Annotated in this window: 26 protein-coding genes; 3 read left to right on the top strand and 23 right to left on the bottom strand. The window is 47.1% G+C overall.

The genetic code is table 11. The features are described from left to right. Positions 1–5: 5 nt before the first annotated feature. The 4 genes from ccoN to aceA form a co-directional block, all read right to left on the bottom strand. Entirely contained in the window at positions 6–1,493 is a 1,488-nt protein-coding gene (gene ccoN / locus ACBP46_RS08970; RefSeq protein WP_371016392.1) for a cytochrome-c oxidase, cbb3-type subunit I, read from the bottom strand. A gap of 184 nt (positions 1,494–1,677) precedes the next feature. Then, positions 1,678–1,842, bottom strand: a complete 165-nt coding sequence (gene ccoS / locus ACBP46_RS08965; RefSeq protein WP_371016391.1) for a cbb3-type cytochrome oxidase assembly protein CcoS — start codon at positions 1,840–1,842, stop codon at positions 1,678–1,680. Positions 1,843–1,844: 2 nt separating this feature from the next. After that, positions 1,845–2,804, bottom strand: coding sequence for a P-type ATPase (locus ACBP46_RS08960; RefSeq protein WP_371016390.1), 960 nt, complete (start codon positions 2,802–2,804; stop codon positions 1,845–1,847). A 183-nt stretch (positions 2,805–2,987) separates the two neighbouring features. Next, positions 2,988–4,307: an isocitrate lyase gene (gene aceA, locus ACBP46_RS08955; protein WP_371016389.1), complete on the bottom strand. Its 1,320-nt coding sequence runs from the start codon at positions 4,305–4,307 to the stop codon at positions 2,988–2,990. A gap of 276 nt (positions 4,308–4,583) precedes the next feature. Between aceA and queF the strand changes: the two genes are divergently transcribed. Then, positions 4,584–5,411: an NADPH-dependent 7-cyano-7-deazaguanine reductase QueF gene (gene queF / locus ACBP46_RS08950; protein ID WP_371016388.1), complete on the top strand. Its 828-nt coding sequence runs from the start codon at positions 4,584–4,586 to the stop codon at positions 5,409–5,411. Between the two features lie 64 nt (positions 5,412–5,475). On the opposite strand, the gene ACBP46_RS08945 is transcribed toward queF, so the two are convergent. The 15 genes from ACBP46_RS08945 to orn all read right to left on the bottom strand — a co-directional run bounded on the left by ACBP46_RS08945 (position 5,476) and on the right by orn (position 19,406). Then, the gene (locus tag ACBP46_RS08945; protein WP_371016387.1) at positions 5,476–6,705 is read right to left on the bottom strand and encodes an MFS transporter; all 1,230 of its coding nucleotides are present in this window, start codon (positions 6,703–6,705) and stop codon (positions 5,476–5,478) included. Positions 6,706–6,707: 2 nt separating this feature from the next. Next, the gene (gene pgsA, locus ACBP46_RS08940) at positions 6,708–7,280 is read right to left on the bottom strand and encodes a CDP-diacylglycerol--glycerol-3-phosphate 3-phosphatidyltransferase (RefSeq protein WP_371016386.1); all 573 of its coding nucleotides are present in this window, start codon (positions 7,278–7,280) and stop codon (positions 6,708–6,710) included. Positions 7,281–7,313: 33 nt separating this feature from the next. Beyond that, entirely contained in the window at positions 7,314–9,152 is a 1,839-nt protein-coding gene (uvrC, locus tag ACBP46_RS08935) for an excinuclease ABC subunit UvrC (RefSeq protein WP_371016385.1), read from the bottom strand. Then, complete coding sequence (nagZ, locus tag ACBP46_RS08930) at positions 9,091–10,146, bottom strand: beta-N-acetylhexosaminidase (RefSeq protein ID WP_371016384.1); 1,056 nt, start codon at positions 10,144–10,146, stop codon at positions 9,091–9,093. The genes uvrC and nagZ overlap by 62 nt, the downstream gene beginning before the upstream one ends. A gap of 8 nt (positions 10,147–10,154) precedes the next feature. Further along, the gene (gene acpS, locus ACBP46_RS08925; RefSeq protein ID WP_371016383.1) at positions 10,155–10,577 is read right to left on the bottom strand and encodes a holo-ACP synthase; all 423 of its coding nucleotides are present in this window, start codon (positions 10,575–10,577) and stop codon (positions 10,155–10,157) included. 110 nt (positions 10,578–10,687) lie between these two features. Further along, entirely contained in the window at positions 10,688–12,004 is a 1,317-nt protein-coding gene (gene paaK / locus ACBP46_RS08920; RefSeq protein ID WP_371016382.1) for a phenylacetate--CoA ligase PaaK, read from the bottom strand. A gap of 20 nt (positions 12,005–12,024) precedes the next feature. Then, positions 12,025–12,477 carry a hydroxyphenylacetyl-CoA thioesterase PaaI gene (gene paaI / locus ACBP46_RS08915; protein ID WP_371016381.1) on the bottom strand — a complete coding sequence of 151 codons (453 nt, stop codon included), beginning with the start codon at positions 12,475–12,477 and terminating at the stop codon, positions 12,025–12,027. A gap of 1 nt (position 12,478) precedes the next feature. Next, positions 12,479–13,261 (bottom strand): 2-(1,2-epoxy-1,2-dihydrophenyl)acetyl-CoA isomerase PaaG, encoded by a 783-nt coding sequence (gene paaG / locus ACBP46_RS08910; RefSeq protein WP_371016380.1) that lies wholly within the window; start codon positions 13,259–13,261, stop codon positions 12,479–12,481. An 11-nt stretch (positions 13,262–13,272) separates the two neighbouring features. Then, positions 13,273–14,949, bottom strand: coding sequence for a phenylacetic acid degradation protein PaaN (gene paaN, locus ACBP46_RS08905; protein WP_371016379.1), 1,677 nt, complete (start codon positions 14,947–14,949; stop codon positions 13,273–13,275). Between the two features lie 83 nt (positions 14,950–15,032). Next, the gene (paaE, locus tag ACBP46_RS08900) at positions 15,033–16,115 is read right to left on the bottom strand and encodes a 1,2-phenylacetyl-CoA epoxidase subunit PaaE (protein ID WP_371016378.1); all 1,083 of its coding nucleotides are present in this window, start codon (positions 16,113–16,115) and stop codon (positions 15,033–15,035) included. Between the two features lie 2 nt (positions 16,116–16,117). Then, positions 16,118–16,603, bottom strand: coding sequence for a 1,2-phenylacetyl-CoA epoxidase subunit PaaD (gene paaD, locus ACBP46_RS08895; protein WP_371016377.1), 486 nt, complete (start codon positions 16,601–16,603; stop codon positions 16,118–16,120). A 10-nt stretch (positions 16,604–16,613) separates the two neighbouring features. Next, on the bottom strand, positions 16,614–17,378 hold the full coding sequence (gene paaC / locus ACBP46_RS08890; RefSeq protein ID WP_371016376.1) for a 1,2-phenylacetyl-CoA epoxidase subunit PaaC: 765 nt from the start codon (positions 17,376–17,378) through the stop codon (positions 16,614–16,616). 8 nt (positions 17,379–17,386) lie between these two features. Beyond that, positions 17,387–17,671, bottom strand: a complete 285-nt coding sequence (paaB, locus tag ACBP46_RS08885; protein WP_077733562.1) for a 1,2-phenylacetyl-CoA epoxidase subunit PaaB — start codon at positions 17,669–17,671, stop codon at positions 17,387–17,389. Between the two features lie 13 nt (positions 17,672–17,684). Then, a complete protein-coding gene (paaA, locus tag ACBP46_RS08880) occupies positions 17,685–18,683 on the bottom strand; it encodes a 1,2-phenylacetyl-CoA epoxidase subunit PaaA (protein ID WP_371016375.1) in 999 nt (332 codons plus the stop codon). A gap of 159 nt (positions 18,684–18,842) precedes the next feature. After that, a complete protein-coding gene (gene orn / locus ACBP46_RS08875) occupies positions 18,843–19,406 on the bottom strand; it encodes an oligoribonuclease (RefSeq protein WP_371016374.1) in 564 nt (187 codons plus the stop codon). Between the two features lie 38 nt (positions 19,407–19,444). On the opposite strand from orn, the gene ACBP46_RS08870 reads away from it, so the two are divergent. Together ACBP46_RS08870 and rsgA are read left to right on the top strand one after the other, a co-directional pair. Continuing rightward, a complete protein-coding gene (locus ACBP46_RS08870) occupies positions 19,445–20,704 on the top strand; it encodes a M48 family metallopeptidase (protein ID WP_371016373.1) in 1,260 nt (419 codons plus the stop codon). After that, complete coding sequence (rsgA, locus tag ACBP46_RS08865; protein ID WP_371016372.1) at positions 20,691–21,632, top strand: ribosome small subunit-dependent GTPase A; 942 nt, start codon at positions 20,691–20,693, stop codon at positions 21,630–21,632. Before ACBP46_RS08870 ends, rsgA begins: the two co-directional genes overlap by 14 nt. Here the strand turns inward: rsgA and ACBP46_RS08860 are convergent. The 4 genes from ACBP46_RS08860 to ACBP46_RS08845 all read right to left on the bottom strand — a co-directional run bounded on the left by ACBP46_RS08860 (position 21,629) and on the right by ACBP46_RS08845 (position 25,006). Then, positions 21,629–22,366, bottom strand: coding sequence for a CoA pyrophosphatase (locus tag ACBP46_RS08860; RefSeq protein WP_371016371.1), 738 nt, complete (start codon positions 22,364–22,366; stop codon positions 21,629–21,631). The two genes, rsgA and ACBP46_RS08860, sit on opposite strands and share 4 nt — an antisense overlap. Positions 22,367–22,428: 62 nt before the next feature. After that, complete coding sequence (rplS, locus tag ACBP46_RS08855; RefSeq protein ID WP_371016370.1) at positions 22,429–22,803, bottom strand: 50S ribosomal protein L19; 375 nt, start codon at positions 22,801–22,803, stop codon at positions 22,429–22,431. Between the two features lie 105 nt (positions 22,804–22,908). Next, positions 22,909–23,076 (bottom strand): hypothetical protein, encoded by a 168-nt coding sequence (locus tag ACBP46_RS08850; protein WP_371016369.1) that lies wholly within the window; start codon positions 23,074–23,076, stop codon positions 22,909–22,911. Positions 23,077–23,212: 136 nt separating this feature from the next. After that, positions 23,213–25,006, bottom strand: coding sequence for an acyl-CoA dehydrogenase (locus tag ACBP46_RS08845; RefSeq protein WP_371016368.1), 1,794 nt, complete (start codon positions 25,004–25,006; stop codon positions 23,213–23,215). Between the last annotated feature and the right edge of the window lie 42 nt (positions 25,007–25,048).

Genomic DNA, 25,048 nt, shown 5'->3' with positions numbered 1-25,048 from the left:
TATCCTTAACCTGCAGCAATTTCGCTAGCACCTACTAGGCCTGCATCGCGTGCATCAGGGCTTTTTAGAGGTACTACAGGATTAACACGGGGCTGACCTTTAATTGTCATGAGGGTGTTAACCAACATAATGATCGCACCAGACAAGAACATAATGCCGCCTAGAGCTCGGATCGCATAGAACGGATAGGTTGCTTTTACGCCTTCAACAAAGCTGTAAATTAACATGCCGTCTTCGCCAGTCGCACGCCACATCAGACCCTGCATCACACCGGAAATCCACATGGCGGAGATGTAAAGCACCACGCCTAATGTTGCTAACCAGAAGTGCAACTCTACCCATTGGGGTTTAGCCATACCGACACGACCATACAAACGTGGAATCATGTAGTACAGTGAACCAAACGTCACCATAGCAACCCAACCTAGAGCACCGGAGTGAACGTGACCTACTGTCCAATCTGTGTAATGGGACAAAGAGTTCACGGTACGAATAGCCATCATGGAGCCTTCAAACGTAGACATACCATAGAAGGAAATGGCAACTACCAAGAACTTCAAAATAGGATCAGTGCGCAGACGGTTCCAAGCACCCGATAAGGTCATGATCCCGTTGATCATACCGCCCCAAGATGGAGCCAATAAAATCAATGAGAAAGCCATACCTAGAGACTGTGTCCAGTCGGGCAAGGAAGTGAAATGCAAGTGGTGCGAACCGGCCCACATGTAGGTAAATGCTAGTGCCCAGAAGTGAACAATAGATAAACGATACGAGTAGATAGGCCGCTGTGCTTGTTTAGGTACGAAGTAATACATCATCCCTAAGAAGCTAGTGGTTAAGAAGAAACCCACTGCGTTATGCCCATACCACCATTGCACCATCGCGTCTTGTACCCCAGCATAAGCAGAGTAAGACTTCCATAGAGATACAGGTAACTCCATGTTGTTAAAGATGTGCAAGACAGCAATCACGATAATGAATGCCCCAAAGAACCAGTTGGCTACGTAGATGTGGTTAACACGACGTTTTACCAATGTGCCAAAGAACACGATTAGGTAACTGACCCACACAGCAAGAATCAACAAGTCGATTGGCCATTCAAGTTCGGCGTATTCTTTGCTGCTAGTAAAGCCTTGGGGCAAAGTTAGCAAAGCCCCCACCATAGCTAGCTGCCAGCCCCAAAATGTGAACGTTGCCAAAGGCCCTGCAAACAAACGTGTTTGACAGGTACGTTGTGCCACATAGTAGGACGTAGCGAATAACGCGCTACCGCCAAATGCAAAAATCACCAAGTTGGTATGCAAAGGACGAATACGTCCGTATGTAAACCATGGTGTCTCGAAGTTAAGTTCAGGCCAGATGAGTTGTAAGGCGATCAGTACACCGACCCCCATACCAACTACAGCCCACACTACGGACATAACGGCAAACTGTCGTACTACTCCATAGTTGAAGGCTTCGGCCTGTTTTCCGACTACATCGGAAGTGCCCATTTGCTTCCCCTCATTTTGAACAAATGTTAATTACAAACTATTTTGCCGAATGGTATTGCCCACTATTCGGCTATGTTACGTGCTCCGCATCATAACACTTTCATATAAGCATATAACCCACTAGTTGGTAGTAAGCGAAAACCCCCTTGACTATTAGATTATTTTCAACGAATGTATCAGCACGTTACTTTTCGTTCGTGTCGGTACTATCGTCATCCTTGAGTATGGACTCGCCTTCCTTATTGGTGTCCTCGAATTGACCTGAAAAAACGGCCCACCATAATGCCACTGCAATAAACAACACAAATAGCAAAGACAAAGGAATCAATAAGAACATTGAGTCAAGCATGTTTACACCACCGCATTAAGCGCTTGTTGTGTTGCTTGAGCTAAACGCTGGCGATAAAGTCGCCAAGAATTATACGCAACCAGAAGCGAAGACAGCAGCATAGAAATCGCTGCTACCCAAGGTGCAACCAAACCTATAGCAGCTAAAGGCGTCATCAAGAGATGCCAGGCTATAGAGCCATACAAATTTTGTCTGGAAATAGAAGTGGTTTTCTGAGCGACAGAATCAAGCTCAGACTGAGTTTCGGCCGGTTTAATACTGACCCCCGCATGCGCTGAGGCCACAGCAGTAGGCACTGCCATAGATAAAGCACAGGGGCAACTCATAACAAATAAAGCGACTACCACGGCTACAGCGTGCTCAGGTTTATAATAAAACCAAACCACTCCTAAGCCAAGAGCCAGTACTACTTGAATTAACACGAACCAGAATGCGAGTTTATTAGAATCTCGTGTTAGAGCAGTACGTAAATGTTCAATATAAGTGTGTGCTTGGCCCTGATGGATGGACTGACGGGCACACAACTCTAGGTACCTAGCGGTTAATAAAAAAGCCACAAACATGGTGACAGAGTCGAAATAGACTTCGCCCACCCCTGTCCAAGTGGTGATAACGCTAGGGATAAAGGCAACAACAATGCCAAGGGCTACGGGCACATCCATGCCTATACGCCCTTGTTTTAGACTGTGTACTGCGCCCTGCCAAATAGGAATGGCGCAATATAAAACAACTGGCACAGTCAGAACTAGGGCAGCCCAGTTCATTAGGTAAATAGCCGCGTCTAAGGTTTCTAGCGTATCAGGCTGCATGGAATCGGATCGCAAATAGCCCGGAAACGCCAAAGTCATTACCTGCATCATCATTAGCCACGCTAACCCAAGACGAGCTAACATACGCCGGCGATATAATCGGTCGGCTGTGGATAATTCGGCAGGAATAGTAAAAATAGAATAGGCGCGCATAAGAACACTATATTATAGCAACAAATAATATAGTCTTTAGACCTAAGTCAAATAATTTAGACCTAAGCCAAATAAAATTGCAACTGGGACAACCCATAAAAAGAAGCCCCTACCTCTATAGTGTAAGGGCTTCTAGACTAAGACTACAACTCGCTTTCCTTTTTGTCTCTAATTCAACACCACTTAAGCTTGTGCTTCGGCCTCTGCGGCATAGAATTGAGCTGCCTCAGTGGAGCCAACTAACGCTGTGGTCGATGACTGACCGCCTTCGATAGTTTGTGTAACGGCATCAAAATAACCTGTACCCACTTCACGCTGGTGGCGAACGGCAGTAAAGCCACGCTCAGCTGCTGCAAACTCACGCTCTTGTAGGTTTACAAAAGCAGTCATGTTTTCACGGGCATAACCGTATGCCAAGTCGAACATGCCGTAGTTCAAGGAGTGGAAGCCAGCGAGTGTAATGAACTGATATTTGTAACCCATAGCACCCAGCTCACGTTGGAACTTAGCAATAGTGGCGTCATCTAAGTTTTTCTTCCAGTTAAAAGAAGGTGAGCAGTTATAAGCAAGCAACTTGCCGGGGAATTGACGGTGAATCGCTTCTGCAAACTGACGGGCATACTCTAAATCTGGCGTTGCGGTTTCGCACCAGATCAAATCAGCGTATGGTGCATAGGCGAGACCACGTGAAATGGCTTGCTCAATACCTGGGCGTGTACGGAAGAAGCCTTCAACGGTACGTTCACCTGTAATAAATGGACGATCGTTCTCGTCTACGTCGCTTGTCACTAAGTCGGCTGCATCAGCATCTGTGCGTGCCAGCAATAATGTAGGTACATTTAACACGTCTGCAGCTAAGCGGGCAGCGGTGAGCTTGGAGATGGCTTCGCGTGTTGGTACTAAAACTTTGCCCCCTAGGTGACCACATTTTTTAACAGCGGCCAATTGGTCTTCAAAGTGCACGCCGGATGCCCCAGCCGTAATCATGGCTTTCATGAGCTCGAAGGCATTCAACACCCCACCAAAACCTGCTTCCGCATCGGCTACGATAGGTGCAAAATAGTCTGTGTAACCCTCATCACCAGGGTTTAAGCCTTCGGACCACTGGATCTGATCGCAACGACGTAGAGCATTATTAATGCGGTTAACGACTTGAGGTACCGAGTTGATAGGATACAAGGACTGGTCGGGATACATTTCACCTGCCAAGTTGGCATCACCAGCAACTTGCCAGCCTGACAAGTAGATGGCTTTCAAGCCAGCTTTAACTTGTTGCATAGCTTGGTTTCCAGACAATGCACCTAAGCTATTAATGAACGGCTCTTCGTTCACTAAACGCCATAGTTTTTCAGCACCGCGTCGTGCTAAGGTATGCTCTTCAACCATTGAACCGCGCAAACGTACAACGTCTTCGGCGCTATAGTTGCGCTTGATGCCTTGCCAACGTGGATTTTCAGCCCATTCTTTTTGTAGATTGCGAATCTCTGTTTCTCGGTTACTCATGTTTATCTCCGTGTTTAATTAGACAGTTAAATTTGCATTGGGTATGAGTTAAATTCTACGTAAATAATGCAGAGCAATCTACACTTATATCTTATATAAGACTATTTATTAAATCGTTTAAAATCAATGAGTTAAAACATTCGTTTCGTGATGTGAAACAAATAACCTTATTGTGGAAATTTTTATGCGGCAGTGCAACGTAGCAATTTCACAATGCAAGATATAGATTTCACATAATGAAATAGATACAATCTGTCCCATTTTTTAGAATATATTATGAGCTCATCCCACTCCGTCTCTGATTCACCTTTAGGTCATGAGGTTCAGTACCCAACTCGCTACGACCCCAGCGTGCTGTTTGCCATAGAAAGAGCGCCCAATCGCAGCCAGCTCACTATTCCCGAAAACTGGCTAGGCCAAGATATTTGGTACGCGTATGAAATATCGTGGCTTAATGCAAAAGGCAAACCCATAGTGGCTATTGGACGCTTTGCTTTTCCATGGCACAGCCCATTTCTGGTGGAATCCAAATCATTTAAATTGTATTTAAATTCGTTTAATGAAACCCACTTTAATGAGTTGGCGGATGTAGAAGCCCTTTTAGTGCAGGACCTATCTGCTCTAACCCAATCTGACGTCCACGTGGATTTGTATTTATTAGAAGATTATCAAGGTCCTCGTGCTCAAACTCTTGATGGGCAATGCATAGATCAATTAGATGTAGACATTACACACTATCAACCAACTCCTGAGTTATTGCGCTGCAATAACGAGAACGGCTTGGTTACTGAAACCTTGGTGTCCCATTTACTTAAATCAAACTGCCCTGTTACGGGACAACCCGATTGGGGAACGGTCCAAATCAGCTACACGGGGACTGCTATTGATCACGCTGCCTTGCTTCGTTATATCGTGTCATTTAGAAAACATACTGAGTTTCACGAACACTGTGTAGAGCGTATGTATCATGACTTAATGCAACGTTGCCAACCCGATCAATTATTTGTCATGGCCCGTTATACTCGTCGGGGTGGCCTTGACATAAACCCATGGCGCAGCAATTACATCACTGAAGCTCCTGACCAACGAACTCAACGTCAATAATTAAAAAAGCACTCTGGCCTGACGAGCTAGAGTGCTTTTTATACTACAAATAATACAAATTCAATTAACGCTTTTGTTGGGTCGCCCCTTTGGCAACAGCCATCGCTAAGACCGCCGACAACACAAACGCTATGGCCCCGCCATACCACGGTGCCCGCTCAAACTGGGCATCAATTAAATGCCCAAAGACGACCGGAGCAATAGCTGCCCCTACGTCCATACCTGAATACACTAAACCATAAACAGAACCAGTGGCACCTTTTGGCGTAACACTACGGATCAACATATCACGCGACGGAGCGGCTACCCCAGAGCACACGCCCCCTAAAGTCACTAATACAATCGCTATTGAAGAGCTAACAATATCGAGTGCAAGCAAAAGCATACAAGCCCCTGCCAAACACAACATAATAAAAATAATACGCTCTGTTTTTTTACTGGCACCCACTAAAAATCCACCCGCTATCATTCCTATAGCAGCGGCTACCATATAAGCCGATAGCGTTGACCCAGCAACGACCTGACTGAGGCCATACACTTTGGATAATAAGGGAATGGAGTAGTTTTGAATGGCTGATAATGCGGCTGAGCTAAACGCAAAAAATAAAAATGCACACCATAACGCAGGCTGTCTTAATAAAAAAACCAATGTCTGCCCGATGCTTTGAGTAGCCACACTTTTATTTTCATCATTTTGAGGGGCTTCACCCCATAACTCGCGCTGCCAAATACTGATCACTAATAGCACTGCAATTAAAACGGCGGCCATCATAACAGCAAAACGCCAGCCATAAGCAGAGCCTAAAACAGTGATAAAGAGAGGAGTTGCAGCCCAACCTAAGTACCCCGTAAAACCATGCACACTATAAGCATGACCCAATCGTGGTGCAGTTATGCGGTGATTAATAATGGTGTAGTCAACAGGATGAAAGATGGAGTTTCCCGCGCCCCCGATAATAGCTGCTAACACCAAAAAAGCATAGCTAGGTGCCAATGCCATAAGACTGGCCGAGACCACAAAAGCCCCAAGCCCAAAATACATCACAGGAGCTGGGCCAATACGATCCACAATGAAGCCCGAAGAGGCTTGGCCTAAGCCTGAAACCAAATAAAAGCAGGACACCAAAAAACCTAGCTGCACGTAGTCGTAGCCATAGTCTTGGTGTAAATACACAAATAAGGTTGGAAGAATCAGTTGAAAAAAATGCGAGCTGGAGTGAATTAAGCCCAAAAGAGAAATAATAGCCCAATCACGCTTTTTTTCTTGGTGTAAAGCCAATGTAGTACTTGTCATCGTTAGAGGCTCCGTTTCACGATTTCAGGCCAAGCTTTGCGCAAATAATACAACATAGACCACACGGTCAAAATAGCAGCCACAATAATTAAAATCTGCCCTACCCATCGGGCCGATATGCCATGTAGGTCTTGGTAGTACAGCAAGCAAGGAATCGCCACCATCTGCGCCGCTGTTTTGAATTTTCCTAGCCAGCTAACAGCTACGCTAGCGCTGGCACCAATTTGCGCCATCCACTCACGTAAGGCTGAAATCGTAATCTCACGCCCAATAATAATAAACGCAATCACCGCATCGACCCGATCAATACTGAGCAAGATCAGCAATGCAGCCGACACCATAAGCTTATCAGCGACTGGATCTAAAAAAGCGCCAAACGCCGAGGTTTGGTTCCAGCGTCGAGCTAACCAGCCATCAAACCAATCGGTAATGGCAGCAACAATAAACACCCATGCTGCGATATTATCGCGGGTCATATCCGTCCACCACGAATGCGGCACATAATACAACAGCAAAATTAGCGGTATGAAGACAATACGGAGCCAAGTTAGGGCGATAGGTAAATTAAATGGCATAACTCTGACTTCTGAATAATAACGGGTATATAGTTAGCGTAACGCAAAATAGATGCGCTCTGCTAGCGCTGCTGAAATTCCTTCGACTGAAGCTAATTCTTCGATGCTGGCGTTTGACACCCCAGACAAACCTCCAAAACGCATTAAAAGACGTTGCCTGCGTTTAGGACCCACGCCATCAATGTCCTCAAGGCGTGACACTGAACGTGTTTTTGCTCGTTTTGCGCGCATGCCGGTAATAGCAAAACGGTGCGCCTCATCACGGATTTCAGCCACTAACATCAGAGCTGCTGACTCTACCCCTAGCTGCACTGGTGCCCTGTGATCCGCAAAAAACAAGGTTTCCAACCCGACTTTACGACCATCGCCCTTGGCTACACCAACAAGAACACGTGTATCTAGCCCAAGATCGGCGAAGACTTCTATGGCAATATTGAGCTGCCCTTTACCCCCATCAATTAACACCACATCGGGTAACGGAGCCAAACCTTCGGCCACTCGCTCGAAACGGCGACGCAATACTTGACGCATTGCAGCATAGTCATCCCCCTCTGTGATACCCACAATATTGTAGCGTCTATACAACGATGGCTGGAGAGCATGGTTTTTATACACCACACAGGAAGCTTGCGTGGCCTCACCAGACGTATGGCTAATATCAAAACACTCTATGTGTAACTGCTCTAAAGCTTCGGGCTCAGTGTCTAAACCAAGGAGCTCGGCCAAGGCTAAAGTGCGCGCAGCTCGACTCATGGACTCATTTAAAAAGCGACCAAGAGCCAATTCGGCATTGGTTTGCGCTTGTTCTAACCAGTTTTTGCGTATCCCCTGTGGACGATTAATAAGACGCGCTTTCATGCCCGTTTGTTCGGCGAGCATAACAAAGAGTTCGGTATCGACCACGGCTGGATTCGTTATTAGTACTGCCGGTAAAGGCCGCTCTATATAGTGCTGGCTAATAAACGCCTCGAGCACCTCAGTGAGTGACATATCACTAACTTGCGTTGGAAAAAAAGCCCGATCACCCAAATGACGCCCACCGCGCACCATGGCTAAGTTCACACAAACGCGGCCTCCAGCTGCTACCACTGCAATAATATCTGCGTCCTCATTACTGTGGTTTTCCATGGACTGTTGCTGCAAAATGGCAGCAAGTGCTTTCATTTGATCGCGATACAAAGCGGCTTGCTCGAACTCCAAAGTATCCGAGGCATGCTGCATTTTGCGTTCAATCTGCCCCATTACCCCCGAGGCATCACCATCTAAAAACTGCTGGGCTCGGGCTACATCTGCCGCATAGTCTTGGGGGCTTATTAAGCCTACACAAGGGCCAGAGCACCGTTTAATCTGATAAAGCAAGCAAGGACGTGAGCGGTTTGCATACACACCGTCTTCACAGCTACGCAGTCTAAAAACACGCTGGAGTATTTGCATGCTTTCACGGACTGCCCAAGCATTGGGGTATGGGCCATAAAAACTACCAGGTTGGTTGGTATTGCCACGAAAGTACGCAATCCGAGGGACCTCATGAGCACTAAACATTAAATAAGGGTATGACTTATCATCCCTAAATAAAATGTTGTAGCGCGGCTGTAGACGCTTGATGAGGTTATTTTCTAAAATCAACGCCTCTGCTTCGGTGCGCGTCACGGTAATATCAATACGCGCAACTTGCTTCACCATTTGTGCTATGCGTGGGCTGCTGAGATTTTTTTGAAAATACGAGGAAACTCGTTTTTTTAAATCACGCGCCTTGCCCACATACAACACCTCGTCATCGGCACTGATATGACGATAAACCCCTGGTAAATTAGGCAGCTGACGTAGAAAAGTACTGAGATCGAAGTTGTTGGGCTTGTTGGTAATGCTCATCGGCTTGTAAGGCTTCCCACGTTAATGCATCGTCAATGGGGTGTAAATCAAGTAAGCGCTGCATAGATTGGGCTGGCATAGTCCATGTTAAACGCGCCAAGAGTTCATCGGCCAAATCAGGACGATTACACACTAAAACCATATCACATCCAGCATTCAATGCAGCTTCGGCACGCGCTAGAATATCGCCCGCAACCGTTGCACCTTCCATGGTTAAATCATCAGAAAACACCATACCGTTATAAGCCAACGCTTGGCGCAATACACGCTGGATCCAGAAAGAAGAAAAGCCGGCTGGCTGTGCATCGACTTGTGGATAAATCACATGAGCTGGCATAACGGCCTGAATCACCGTACCACCTAGCCAACCATAGGGGGCAGCATCATTATCTAAAATTGTTTGTAGGTCGCGTTTATCGATTGGCACCTCGTGGTGGGAGTCGGCCTCTACAGCCCCATGCCCAGGAAAGTGTTTACCACATGCTCCCATCCCTGCCTGTTGCAAACCATGCGCAAGCGCTTCAGCTAGGCGCGCTACTGTCTGAGGTTGAGTATGAAAAGCACGACTACCAATGACCTGACTGCATTCATAATCCAAATCCAAAACGGGAGTAAAACTAAAATCTACCCCACATGCACGTAGCTCTGCGGCCAAAATATAGCCAATAGCCGTTGCGAGCTTTACGGCAAGAGCTGGATCGCTATCCCAAACGTGACCTAATTCACGCATGGCTGGCAGATGCGTCAACCCATCGTCTTTAAAGCGTTGGACTCGTCCGCCTTCGTGATCGACTGCAATTAATAGTGGAGGCTGACGCACTGCGTGTATATCAGCACAAAGCTGTGTTAACTGAGCTCGATTCTGGTAATTGCGTGCAAATAAAATCACGCCGCCAACTAAAGGGTGCTGTAAACGTTTTTTTTCTTGTTCGGTTAGCTCTAAACCCGCCACATCCACCATAACAGGGCCAAGAGCAAGCTGCTGTTCTACCATTTCAATCCTTAGTTAGTCGTTGTTGAGGATGAGCAAAGTGACTCGACCACAGCAAAAGCCATGACAAGATCTGACTCATCGGTAAGCGTAATATGGGCTGCACCAAAACGGGTCTGGTACCAAGCTTGTAATTCGGGGCTTAAAACCACAGTGGGTTTACCACTAGGTGCATTGAGCGTTTGCATTCTAGACCAAGCCATAGGCATGCGCATGCCCAGACCGATGGCTTTAGAAAAGGCCTCTTTGGCAGCAAACCGAGTGGCTAGAAAGCGTATACCGCGTTGGGGGTCGCGCGCATAGCGGCGTTGAAAAATTTGTTGCTCTTGTTTGCCAAGAATGCGTTCTAGAAACCGCACCCCAAAACGAGCATATGACGCTTGAATGCGAGAGATATAAATAATATCCGTACCTATGCCTGCTATGGCTGCCATTGTCGCTCCATCCTGAACCTTAAACCTCCATCATACCCTGCAGCCACAAAAAAACCGATATGCGAATTAACACATATCGGCAAAGAACCATGCATGACAGCAGGGTTAAGCTAGGCTTTTTGACGTAAGTCCACGACTCGGCGTGCCTTGCCTGTGACAGTACGCTCAACTTGACCAGGTTCACGTAACTGAATCCGCGCGCTAACACCAATGTTGTTTTTGATGGCTTGGCGTAAACGCGAACAAATTGCATCGCGCCGATCTTGATCAAAATGCTCGTATTCGGAACGAATTTCTGCCAAAACATCGAGCTCGTCCATGTTGCCATTACGGGACACGACAAGCTGATACTGAGCCGCTAGCTCAGGAATAGCCAAAACAAGCTCTTCAACCTGAGTGGGGAATAAGTTCACCCCACGAATAATAAGCATATCATCAGTACGGCCAGTGATCTTGCCCATACGACGCATGTTGCGTGCCGTTGGTGGCAATAAGCGACTGAGGTCGCGTGTGCGATAGCGAATAATTGGCATCGCTTCCTTGGTGAGCGAGGTAAATACAAGCTCGCCTTCTTCGCCATCGGCAACGGGTTCACCAGTTTCAGGATGGATAATCTCGGGATAGAAGTGATCTTCCCAGATAACAGGACCGTCTTTAGTTTCAGCACACTCCATCGCGACACCAGGCCCCATCACCTCGGACAAACCATAAATATCCACGGCATCTAAACCACCTCGGGCCTCAATGTCTGCGCGCATTTGTCCTGTCCAAGGCTCTGCCCCAAACACCCCGATACGTAAGGAGCTATCATGAGGGTCCATGCCTTGGCGCTCCATTTCCTCAAGAATATTACAAAAATACGAGGGTGTCACCATAATGGTACTGGGCTGGAAATCGCGAATTAACTGCACTTGTTTTTCTGTTTGCCCTCCTGACATAGGGACCACAGAACAGCCTAAACGCTCTGCCCCATAATGAGCCCCTAACCCCCCAGTAAATAAGCCATAGCCGTATGCTACATGTACGATATCGCCTGGTCGAGTTCCTGCTGCCCATAAAGAGCGTGCAACCAAGTCAGCCCAATTGGAAATGTCTTGAGCGGTATAACCCACTACGGTAGGTTTACCCGTGGTTCCACTTGAGGCGTGAATGCGTGAAACCTGCTCTCGTGGCACCGCAAACATACCAAACGGGTAGTTTTCACGTAAATCGTTTTTAGTCGTAAAGGGAAACTTAGCAAGATCAGAAAGTTGCTTTAAGTCACTAGGGTGTACGCCGGCTTCATCAAACTTTTTACGGTAATGCGGCACGTTGTCATAAGCGTGCTGCAAACTCCACTTTAAGCGCTCAAGCTGCAAGGCTTGAATTTCATCACGACTAGCGTGCTCGATACGATCTTTACCGACGTGCTGTGTTGATACTGACATTTAGTGTCTCCTGCCCGACTTTACTGATTAGCTTGAGGGTCCTCTACCACTGCACCACGCAAGCGATAGGAACGGCCTCGAAATATAGCAATACGTTGCCCTTGTTGATTGGTTATCTCGACATCATAGACGCCAGTGCGCCCGGCTAAATTGTATTCTGTCGCATTGGCCTCTAACTGATCCCCTTCAAATGCAGGAGCCAAGTAATCGATAGAGCAGCCTGCAGCCACAGTAGGCACGTTGCGCGAATTACACGCAAACGCAAAAGTGCTGTCCGCTAACGCAAAAATAAAACCACCGTGACAAGTTTTATGACCGTTAAGCATGTCAGCACGTACTGTCATGCTCATGCGGGCTGTGCCTGGTGCGACTTGCGTAATACGAGCGCCTAGAGCTTGAGAAGCGGGATCATTGTTGTACATATAGGCCGTTACGTGTTCGGCCAAGGCTTGAGGGTCTGTCGGCAGCGTCATGCTAGTTTCCTTTGAACTGAGGTTGACGTTTATTCATGAACGCGTCCACACCTTCGGCATAGTCGGCGCTTTGACCCAATTCGCGCATGGTGTCACGCTCAAGATCTAACTGTTGATCTAGGGTGTGATTCAAGCTGACTTGTATGGCTTGCTTGCTAGCTGCCAAGCCTTTAGTTGGAGCACTAGCAAAATGCTCGCATAACTCGCGTAAACGTGTCTCAAACGCATCGTCTGCCACACACTCCCAAATTAACCCCCACTGTGCGGCCTGCGTTGCAGTCAGTTTGTCGCCTAACAATGCTAAACCTTTAGCGCGCGCCTCACCTACTAAACGCGGTAAAAAATACGTACCGCCCGTGTCTGGTAATAGGCCTAAACGGCAAAAGGGCTGAATAAAGCTAGCGGATTCAGCTGCAATTACAATATCACCAGCAAGTGCCAAATTGGCCCCCGCCCCTGCCGCCACCCCGTTTACTCCAACCACTACAGGCCACGGCATAGCACGCAAGCGACGCACTAACGGGGCATAATACGTATCCACTGTGTAGCCCAAATCAATATCGCCACTGTTCATTTGACGTTCAGATAAATCTTGACCCGCACAAAAACCGCGTCCCTCACCTGTGAGCAATAACACACGCACACCTTGAGTCTCGACGCGATTCAACGCGTCGGCTAACTCTTCGTGCATTTGTACCGTAAAGCTGTTGAGTTTGTCTGGACGATTTAAACGGATGTGCGCCGTGCTCTCCGTCAATTCGAATTTAATGCATTCGTAACTCATCGTTTTATACCTTAGAGAGTTTGCTCAGTATGCCAACGTGTTTGAACTACGCGGAAGCGGTTTGACACATAGGCGGCATCGGATAAGGCAGCATTGGCAGCAGGGTTTGCGCCAGTACCATGAAAATCACTATAAGCGGCGGTTTGGTTAATAAACACAGCACCGGTTAAATTTAACGATAAAGACACGCCACTACGCTCGGCCATTTTACGAATGGCTGTAGCGGTGTCTTTACTGGTGGTGTATGCCGATAATGTTAAAGCACCGTGCTCGGTAACGGTTGCCCCTGCTAGCTTAATGCTGTGCTCGGTAGAGTCTGTCGCCACCACAAAAATAATAGGACCAAACCACTCTTTAAAAATATGCGGGTTAGACGCATCGGTTTTAAGCAACAAAGGCGTAGCTGTACGCGCCTGCTCGTACACAGGATGAGCTAAAGCATGGCTATCTACAATTACGTCTAAACCTAGCGCTTTGGCTTCGGCCACGCGCTGTGCTGTTAATTCATTTTGCAACGCCCCTGTGATTTCTACAGCACGGGCTGGGTCTGAACATAAACGCTCAACCGCATGGCCTAAGGCAGCACATACCTCATCAAAACTAAGATGACCTGTGTCTGTCTGGATGCCTGTACGTGGCACATAAATATTTTGTGGCGCGGTGCACATTTGCCCCGAATACAGAGCAAAAGAAAAAGCTAAATTGCGAGCCACTGCTTTGATATCAGGTGCCGAGTCAATAATAATTTGGTTAACACCGGCTTTTTCGGTGTAGACCAGAGCTTGACGCGCATGCTGCTCTAGGTAGTTACCTGTAGCACTGCTACCGGTGTAATCGATGATTTTCACGGCAGGATGTAACGACAGCTGTTGGGCTATTTGGTCATCGGCCTCGTGCGCAGCCAACAACACCACGTTCGGGTTAAAGCCAGCTTCGCTTAGTACCTCGCGCAACACAGACACCGTGATCGCCAACGGTAAAATAGCACCGGGGTGCGGCTTCACAATAACGGTATTCCCTGTAGCCAACGAGGCAAATAAACCAGGATAGCTATTCCAAGTAGGGAAAGTTGAGCACCCAATCACTAAGCCAATACCACGCGGCACAACGGTGAACTGTTTTTGCATATCAATGGGGTCGTGTTTGCCTTGTGGCTTGACCCAATTTGCCAGAGCAGGAATACGAGACATTTCTTGCCACGCATACGTCACGGCTTCAAGACCACGGTCTTGGGCATGTGGGCCACCAGCTTGGAATGCCATCATAAACGCTTGGCCGCTAGTATGCTGTACGGCATTAGCAATTTCAAAGCTACGTTTATTCAAACGACTTAGGGCTTCTAAGCACACACCTACCCAAGCTTGGGGGCCCGCTTCGCGCCAGCTATCTAAGGCTAAGGAGGACTGCTCTATAAGCGAATCGACTTCTAAAAAAGGGTAACGGATGTGTAAATCAAACCCATAAGGAGAACGCTCCTGACCCACTGTTTTAGTTGCCCCATCCAACTGCAAGGGGTAATCAGTATTTTGTAGGGCTTCGAAAGCAGCCTGACCTTGGGCAGCGGCTGTTTCGCCATACACACGAGGACTAGGCATTTCTGGAAAAGGGGTCCAGTATTCGCGTGTGGCTATCGCCTCTAAAGCGCGATCTAGGGTGGCTTTATGGGCGGTAAAAAAATCACTAGCCATGCAATATCTCCTTTGGACGTTAACTATTTATATTTCAATAAATACAATGACAGAATGGGGCAACATGGTGCCCCATTCTGAGATTAGGTTTCTTGATCGAAGTCGATCACTACTTTGTCAGTCACTGGGAAGCTCTGGCAACTTAGTACAAAGCCCATATTGACCTCGTAGTCCTCCAGCGCAAAGTTGGCATCCATGTCCACTTCGCCTTCGACCACTTTACAACGACAGGTAGAACATACGCCGCCTTTACATGAAAAAGGAAGCTCAATGCCTTGTTCCATGGCGGCATCTACTAAACTTAAATGGTTTTTCTTAATCGTAATATCACGCGTAAAACCATCTTGAATAATAGTAAGCTGACAATCTTCCGCGCCTGGCGCTTGACGTGGTGCAGCTCCGGATGCCGTAGTGCGCGGTCCTTTAGGAGCACCAAACAATTCGTATTTGATCTGCTCTTTAGTTAGCCCCTTGGCTTTCAGAGTGGCTACCACCTGTTCGGTCATGTCATGCGGGCCACAGACAAATGCATAATCAATTTTTTCGGGCGGCAACCAAACGGAAAGCAGCTGATCCACTTTTTCAGCATCCAAGCGACCGTTGAACAAATCAATATCTTGTAACTCGCGGCTCATGATGTAAACCACTGAAAATCGATTCATATAACGGTTTTTTAAATCCTCGATTTCCTCGCGGAACATAATCGACGACGAAGCCCGATTCGCATAGAACAAGGTAAAGGTACTATTGGGTTCGGTGTCGAGCGCCGTCTTTACCAACGATAAAATAGGAGTAATCCCACTTCCCACAGCAAATGCGGCATAACCACGCTGGTGCGCAGCATCAAAATCCACAGTGAAATTGCCATCTGGAGGCATCACTTCTAGGGTGCTTCCTACCTCAAGGTGCGCGTTTGCCCAGCTCGAAAATGCGCCATCGGCGACACGTTTTACAGCTACACGCAATAAATTGTCATGAGGTGCCGCACAAATAGAATACGAACGACGTAGCTCTTCGCCATCAACTTGGGTTCGTACATTTAAGTACTGGCCAGGGCGAAAGATAAATTTTTCTTCTAATTCAGCAGGTACCTCAAAAGCCACCACTACTGCATCGCGCGTGGTGCGCTCTATGGACGATACCTTTAATGGATAAAACTGACTCATGGTTAATGCGCCTTGAAATAATCAAACGGTTCACCGCACTGCATGCAGCGATATAAGGCCTTGCAAGGGGTAGACCCAAACTGACTGACAACCCGTGTATTCAATGAATGGCAGAGTGGGCAGTCAACAGCGGGTTCTGAGCGACGCAACAAACCTGATACGTCAATGGCTTTTTCTTTTGGGGGGGCTATGCCGTAATTTTTTAATGCTTCACGCCCTTTAGTGCTGATCCAGTCTGTGGTCCAAGCTGGACTTAAACTGGTTTTTACCTTGGCTTGAACCCCTTGCTTTTCTAGCGTTTGCACAATGCTTTGTTCCATCTCGTACATAGCGGGGCAGCCCGAATAGGTGGGCGTAATTGTTATTACACAGGTTTGATCTTCCCATGCAATATCACGCACAATACCTAAGTCGACCAGAGAAATCACCGGTATTTCTGGATCAGGCACGCTGTCTAACCATTGCATAACAGTTTGTGTATCGATCATAGCTACCTCTTTACCAAGTCGCACCCGGGTAAGTGCGCTGTAATACCTGCATTTCAGCTAATAAAAAGCCGAGCGCCTCGGTATGATGACCATGGGTACCGCCGCGGTGCGCTTTATGAAAAGCGTCTTCTTTGGCAGGCACTGTTAAGGTGGCTTCTGTTAGTATTTCAGTAACCTGATCGAACCACTCATCCCACAATGAAGCATGTAAAGGCGCAATACCTTGCTCGTGCAAAGCACGTGTTACATCGTCATCTAAGAACAACTCACCGGCGTGCTTCCATGCATCGTTAATCGACTCCTGCATACGAGTATGACTTTGCTCGGTGCCATCACCCAAACGCACCACTAAATCCATAGAGCGTCGCACGTGATAGGTGACTTCTTTCAGAGACTTCACCGCAATTTCTTGGACACGCTCGTTAGTAGACTGGGTTAAACGACGCAATAAAAAGTAATGCCACACATCAAATAAAAACTGACGTGCCATGGTGTCGCCGTAATGACCGTTCGGACGCTCCGCAATTAAATAATTAAAGTAATCGTGCGTATCTCGCAAATAAGCCAGTGCGTCTTCATCACGACCTTTGCCTTCGATTTCGCCGGCAAAAGTTAACCACATGCGCGCTTGACCGATTAGGTCTAAGGCTGTGTTAGCCGTAGCTAGCTCTTCCTCTAGCGCAGGCCCATGACCTGTCCACTCACAAAGACGCTGGGACAGCACCATGGCGCTGTCACCTAAACGCAATGCGTAGTTAAATAATTCCTGATTCATGCCTGCTCCTACATTTTGATGCCATCAGGCATAGGGAAAAACGTAGGATGACGGTAGACTTTACTTTGGGCAGGATCAAACAAAGGGTCTTTATCATCGGGGCTGCTAGCCACGATGTCCATGGCTTTTACCACCCAGATACTTACGCCCTCATTACGACGGGTATAGACATCTCGGGCATTATTAATAGCCATTTGCTCATCAGATGCATGAAGACTGCCCACATGTTTATGAGCCAAGCCATGTTGGCTACGAATAAACACTTCCCACAATGGCCAATTTTTTTGACTCATTTCACTCTCCTAATTACGCAACCTGCTTGGTTTTTTTCTGCTCTTGCTTTTCGGCGTAGGCCATAAAAGCATCTCGTACCCAGGCTCCATTTTCATGAGCATCAACGCGCGTCTGTAGACGTTCTTTATTGCACGGCCCATTGCCAGCTAAAACAGCCCAGAACTCGTCCCAATCGATTTCACCAAAATCGTAATGACCTCGTTCCTCGTTCCAACGCAAGTCGGGGTCCGGTACGGTTAAGCCTAAGTACTCCGCCTGTGGTACGGTTTGATCCACCATTTTTTGACGTAGCTCGTCATTTGAGAAAAGCTTAATACGCCATTTCATGGACTGAGCACTATGAATGGACTCGCCATCGGAAGGGCCAAACATCATCAGCGCTGGCCACCACCAACGATTCAATGCGTCTTGACACATGGCTTTTTGCTCGGGTGTACCGTTTAAACACATTTCCAAGAGCAAATCGTAGCCCTGACGTTGGTGGAAAGATTCCTCTTTACAGACACGCACCATGGCACGCGCATAAGGACCATACGAGCAACGGCATAATGGCACCTGATTAATAATGGCTGAGCCATCTACCAACCAGCCAATCATGCCAATATCGGCCCAATTTAATGTTGGGTAGTTAAAAATGCTGGAATACTTAGCACGCCCAGCATGCAATTCTGCAATGAGGTCTTCACGCTCTACGCCTAGTGTTTCAGCGGCACTATATAAATACAAACCATGGCCGGCCTCATCTTGAATTTTGGCAAGCAAAATGGCTTTACGCTTCAAAGAAGGAGCACGAGTGACCCAATTGCCCTCGGGTAACATGCCTACCACTTCTGAATGGGCATGCTGAGAGATTTGACGCACCAAGGTACGGCGGTACGCTTCGGGCATCCAGTCTTGGGGCTCCATGCGTATACCCGCATCAATACGCTCTTGAAACTGTTTTTCCAATGCGGACAAATCAGCGTCGCTTTGTACACGACTTAATCCGGTATCTACTAGTTGGGCATACATATACGCCTCCGTTTATATCTATGAAATTCAATACTATACAGTTTTATTGATAGTAGTTGATAATTAGTATCATATTAACGCGTAAAAAGACGCCCTGATGCTAGGATTATCCCTTAGCAATCGGGCGTCCGAAGCATGGACTGTTAGATAACCAGTGCTTTAGTTTTCAGCGCTTGGCGTTAGATTTAAAAAGTGCTCACGGTAGTGCTTTAGCTCGTTAATGGACTCATAAATGTCGGCTAACGCTTCGTGTTTATTTTGTTTTACAAAGCTTTTCACTACCGCTGGCTTCCAACGCAAGGCGATTTCCTTTAAGGTGCTAACGTCCAAATTGCGGTAATGAAAAAACTGCTCTAAACGCGGCATGTATTTATACATAAAGCGGCGGTCTTGACTGATGGTATTCCCACACAAAGGAGATTTGCCACTGGGCACGTGCTTTTTGAGAAATTCCAGTAAAATATCCTCTGCTTCGGCTTCGGCTAAATTAGATGCTTTCACCTTGTCGATTAAACCGCTATTGCCATGCGTGCCTTTGTTCCAGTTGTCCATCGCGTCCAGTAACTCATTACTTTGGTGTATAACAAGAACAGGGCCTTCGGCAACCAAAGTCAAATCGGCTTCGGTTACTACAACTGCCACCTCTATAATGCGCTCTTTTTCAGGGTCTAAGCCTGTCATTTCCATATCCAACCACACTAGGCGTTGATCCTTGACTGTCATTACTAGTAAATCCTTAAAAATAATTTAGGCACTGCCTTATGACACTGCTCATTTTGTTCGTTATTTTTCTCGTCGCTGACTTCAGCGTACGTAATTACCTTGCGTTGCGTCAAATACGCTATGTACGCGCGCACCAGAATCAGGTGCCAGCGGAGTTCAGTCACCATATTAGCTTACGTAGTCATCAACGTGCAGCAAAATATACCTCTGCACGCGCCCAGCTCTCGCTTTTAGAAAGTACAGTTGACACAGCACTGCTTGTGGCACTGCTATTGCTTGGCGGCCTGCAATGGCTAGACCTATTTTGGGCGCGCACTTTCGACAATGATTGGCTTAGACAATTGGCTTTAATCGGTAGCGTATTTTTTTTGGGTGGCTTGGTTCAATTGCCTTTTACTATTTGGCGCACCTTTGTGTTAGAACAACGCTTTGGCTTCAACCGCATCACCCCACGTTTATTTATTAGTGATTTAATTAAAACCCTGTTGCTCAGCGTATTTTTAGGTGTACCTCTTATCAGTGCTGTATTGTGGCTTATGGCTACGGCTGGCGCGGCTTGGCCGTGGTGGGTATGGGCTATTTGGGTTGGCTTTAGTCTGTGTGTGATGTGGTTATTTCCCAGTGTTATTGCACCATTATTCAATAAATTTCAGTCTCTAGAGCGCGCTGATTTAAAAGCCCGTATCGAGCAACTGGCGCAACGTTGTGGCTTTACCCTAAATGGCTTGTTCGTAATGGATGGCTCCAAACGCTCTGCACATGGCAATGCCTATTTCACAGGCATAGGAAACAACAAGCGTATTGTGTTTTTTGACACCCTGTTGAACAAGTTAAATGAAGATGAAATTGAAGCCGTACTCGCTCACGAACTTGGGCATTTTAAACACCATCACATTCGCAAACGTATGCTGCTGTCTTTTGGTGTGTCGCTGATTTTATTGCTTTGTTTAGGTTGGTTATCGCAGCATGTGTGGTTTTACACTGAGCTAGGTGTATTGCCTCAACTAAGCCGTCCTAATGATGGCTTAGCACTGATTTTATTCTTTTTAACCGTGCCTATATTTACGTTTTGGGCTGGGCCATTATTTAGCTTTTTATCACGCAAAGACGAATACCAGGCTGATGCGTTTGCTGCTGCACAATCCAAACCCCAGTTCCTTGTCCAAGCTTTGCTCAAACTGTATGACGATAATGCAGCCACACTCACCCCCGACCCCTTGTACTCTGCGTATTACTCTAGTCATCCGCCAGCTATCCAGCGCGTGCATTATCTAAAGCAATTTTATGAAACGAACTAAACCTCATCGCCAACACCTCGGCACCCAAGCCACCACGACGGCAACCCAAACCGGTCAGGTTATTGCGGGCCATGGCCGTCATTATTTTGTAGAGCTGGCATCGGGCGAAGTCATAAAATGTTTCCCCAGAGGAAAACGTGGTGGTATTTGTGTAGGTGATTGGGTCGATATCAGCACCCAAGGCGAGCGCGCTGCTATAGAACGGCTCCATGAGCGCAACAATTTACTTTATCGTTCGGATGAAATGCGCTCTAAACAGTTTGCTGCCAATATTGATCAGTTATTTATTGTGCTGGCAGCCGAACCTATGTTTTCTGAGGATTTAACGGGTCGGGCCTTGGTTGCAGCAGAAACCGCAGGCATTACGCCTTATATTTTGCTCAATAAAGCCGATTTAGCTTCTACCGCTCTTGCTCGACAACGTTTACAGCCTTTACTAGACATAGGGGTGCCTGTTATTGAGGTGCATGCGCTTGATCATGCCCAAGTGCATGCTGCATTAGACGGTTTACTGCACGACAAGACCACCCTACTTTTAGGTCAAAGCGGTATGGGAAAATCAACGATTTTGAACGCTTTGGTTCCTGCAGCCCAAGCTCATACCCAAGCCCACTCGGAAGCACTAGGAACAGGGCGTCATACTACTACCAGCACCAAGCTCTATCATATTCCAAATAGCACGGGAAAAATTATTGACTCACCTGGCTTTCAGGCCTTTGGTATCGCTCACCTCACGCCTGAAGATTTAGTCCGTGGGTTTACTGAGTTTCATGAGCCTATTCAACACTGCCGTTTTTATAATTGTAGTCACCGTCATGAACCAGGCTGTGGTGTGGTAGCAGCCTTCGAGGGGGGGCGCATTCACCCTGACCGCTACGCTTTATATCAACGCTTATTGCACGAGCTTGAAAGTCAGCCTAAATACTAAGGCTTAGAAGCATCGAAATGTTGAGCTAAGGCTGCCACATGATGATAGAGGTTGCGTATTACCACGGCCGTAGCTCCCCAAATAAAATAGTGCTGCCAACGCATGGAAAAATAATAACGAACTGGTTGGTGAGGTTTTTGTAAACGATGAAGCTGGTGCTGTGCTGGGTCCATTAATACAGATAACGGTACCTCGAACACCTCTGCCACTTCGGCAGGGTCAATATGAAGATGGAAATCGGGTTGCACCAAAGCAACCACTGGACGCATAGCAAAGCGAGAGTTTGTAATAAAAATAGGCTCTTCACTTAGTGCTTGCATAAAATGCGGTGCTATCCCGACCTCTTCGTGGGTTTCCCGTAACGCCGTGTGAATCACACTTTGGTCGGTTTTTTCCACACGCCCACCAGGGAAACAAATTTGTCCTGCATGATGCACTAAGTGCCCTGCACGGCGTGTTAAAAGCACAGACAAACCTTGCTCGCGTTCTATTAAAGGAATACAAACCGCTGCTTGGCGAGCAGTTGGGTAGGCGTCAAAATCATGCACGAACTCGTGTGCAAATAGAGGCTCCACTGACCAATCAATGGGTTGGGCTAAGGTCTGACGTAAAAAATTTGGCTGTAGATAACGAGGGCTAATAGGAGGTAAAGGCGGCAAATACTGTACAGGCTGTTGATCTGGAATATAACCCAGACGCGATGCTTCGATGGCGGCCAAATCAGTTGTTTGCATAGCTCCTTTCACCCATAAAAAAAAGACACCCCTTCGGGTGTCTTTTTACCAAACCGGAGCAATTATGCAACGGTTTTACGTACCAATTTTTCTTTGATACGTGCAGCTTTACCCGAACGGTTACGTAGGTAGTATAGCTTAGCACGACGAACAGCACCGCGACGCTTCACTTCGATGTTAGCGATTTGAGGAGAGTACAATTGGAATGTACGCTCTACGGCTTCGCCAGAAGAGATTTTACGCACGATAAAAGAGGAGTTTAGACCACGATTGCGTTTAGCAATCACAACGCCTTCGTATGCCTGTACACGTTTGCGTGTACCTTCAACTACGTTAACGCTAACAACTACAGTGTCACCAGGGTTGAATTCAGGACGTGGATTGTCAGCGGTTAAACGCTGCATTTCTTCCTGTTCTAGGATATCAATAATATTCACAATAAGCTCCAGATTACATCGTATACGGGCAAAGGGTTGTTATATACAGCCCGACAGAGGATGAATCCGCCATTTTAACATTAAAAATTATGATAAAGAAAGCGTTTAGGAGTAATTTGTTGATGCACGTCGCCAAATAAATAAAGAAGCCGGCCAACGCGAACGCATCTCTAGGCGCTGATAGCTTTTATAGAGTTCGAACGCACTTTTATGAGCTAATGCAGGGTGAGCTCGACTTTGTAAAAGGTATTGGGCAAAAGAAGGTTTGGTCATAGGTGCTCCGTTATCGAGTAGGATCAATAAATGTACTGTATATCCATACAGCATTATTCTCAAGTCCAATTGCGTCCTATTTACCACAAAAAAGCCCTTGGACTATGCCAAGGGCTTGAATTATGACTAGTTAAAATTAATAACTACTGTACTGATCCAACAGAGCTCCTGCCTGAATGGACTGCGCATGCCCTTGGGCTCGTGGCAAAATATAGGCTGCGTAAGACAAAGCCGTACTGATTTTTTTACGCAAAAACTCTGTCTCTGCACCCACACTGGCCTGAGCCGAGCGTGCGATCATCCAGCCCCCTAGAACAATGCCTGCCAACATAAGAAACGGCACACTACCAAAATAAACAGCTCGGGGTTGTTGGGCTTGATGCTGCTGCAATAAGTGCGATACTGCTTGCTCATAAGCCTGACAAGCCTGCTCTAAACGCTGGGCAATAAAAAGTAATTCAGGCTGATTGCGCTGCTGCTCAAGTTCAGCAATAGTGGTACGGATGGGAATTAAGCACGACAACGCTTGCTGCCCCTGATCGCGTAACACTTTACGACCTATTAAATCATTGGCCTGAATGGCTGTGGTGCCTTCGTAAATAGCAAAGACACGACAATCACGCGCATATTGGGCTGCACCCGTTTCCTCGATAAAACCCATACCGCCATGCACTTGTATGCCCAAGGCAGCGACCTCGTTCACCATTTCGGTAGCAAAACCTTTTACTATAGGCACTAAAAACTCATGCTGCCGTTGATAGTTCGCAGCCTGATCGGCATGCGGATGATGCAAAGCCATGTCTTTTAACCAGGCCGCATAATAGCTTAATGCGCGGGTGCTTTCCGTTAAGGCACGCATGGTTTGAAGCATGCGCTCTACATCGGGATGATGATGAATATAAACGGGACTAGGAAAACGGCGCTTTAAATCAGGGCCTTGTTGACGCTCAGCTGCGTACTGTTCGGCTTGGTATAAAGCACGATCCGCTACCCCCAAAGCTTGAATACCAATAGCAAAACGTGCCGCATTCATGGTGATGAACATATAGTTCAAGCCTTGGTTCAGCTCACCCACTAAGTACGCAATAGCGCCCGCCCCCACCTCACCGCCGTCATCCCCATAACGCATCACAGCAGTAGGACTACCATGTAGGCCCATTTTTTCTTCTAAAGAAGCACAAATTACGTCATTGCGTGCGCCTTTGGCATAGTCACCTTGATCTTGCACCAAATAATGAGGAACCAAAAATAACGACAAACCTGCAATACCAGGGGCTGCCTCAGGGGTACGCGCCAAAACCAAATGAATAATATTGTCCGCTAGATCGTGCTCGCCGTAAGAGATAAATATTTTTTCACCATGCAGTCTATAGCTTCCATCGGACTGAGGTATGGCTTGGCACTGCACCAATGATAAATCCGAACCTGCCTGTGGTTCAGTCAAGTTCATCGTACCCGTCCACGCTCCTGTAATCATGGAGGGTAAATACAGTTCTTGCTGACTGGGCGTTCCCGCCACAATTAACGTTTCAATAACCGAATCTGTTAACACAGGGCACAACGCAAACGAGGCACACGCTGCACTCATGCTTTCGCCAAATGCAGCCCCAACCAATTTAGGCAGACCTTGGCCTCCGTAGATACTGCTGTGCTGTAAGCCTTGCCATCCCGATTGTTGAAAGGTCTGGTACGCAGCCTTAAAGCCTGGCGTCGTCGTTACACCATGCGCTGTTTTTTGAGGTGGTTGTCTATCGGAGGCTTGGTTTAACGGAACCACCTCTTGCTCTATGTAGCGCGCCCCTTCATCAAGTACGGCTTGTAGTAGTTCAGCCGAAAGCTCTTCATTTCCTGGCAAGCTTAGCAAAGCAGGCACATCAACCAAATGTTCAAACACAAACTGAATATCAGCACGCGGTACGTGATAAGTCATAGTTTATCCTCAAGCAAGACGGCCATAAAAAAAGCCTGTAGC

It is taken from the genome of Paenalcaligenes hominis (genome assembly GCF_041359055.1).
Taxonomy (GTDB): Bacteria; Pseudomonadota; Gammaproteobacteria; order Burkholderiales; family Burkholderiaceae_B; genus Paenalcaligenes; species Paenalcaligenes hominis_A.
This window is presented reverse-complemented; position numbering and strand designations above follow the sequence as displayed.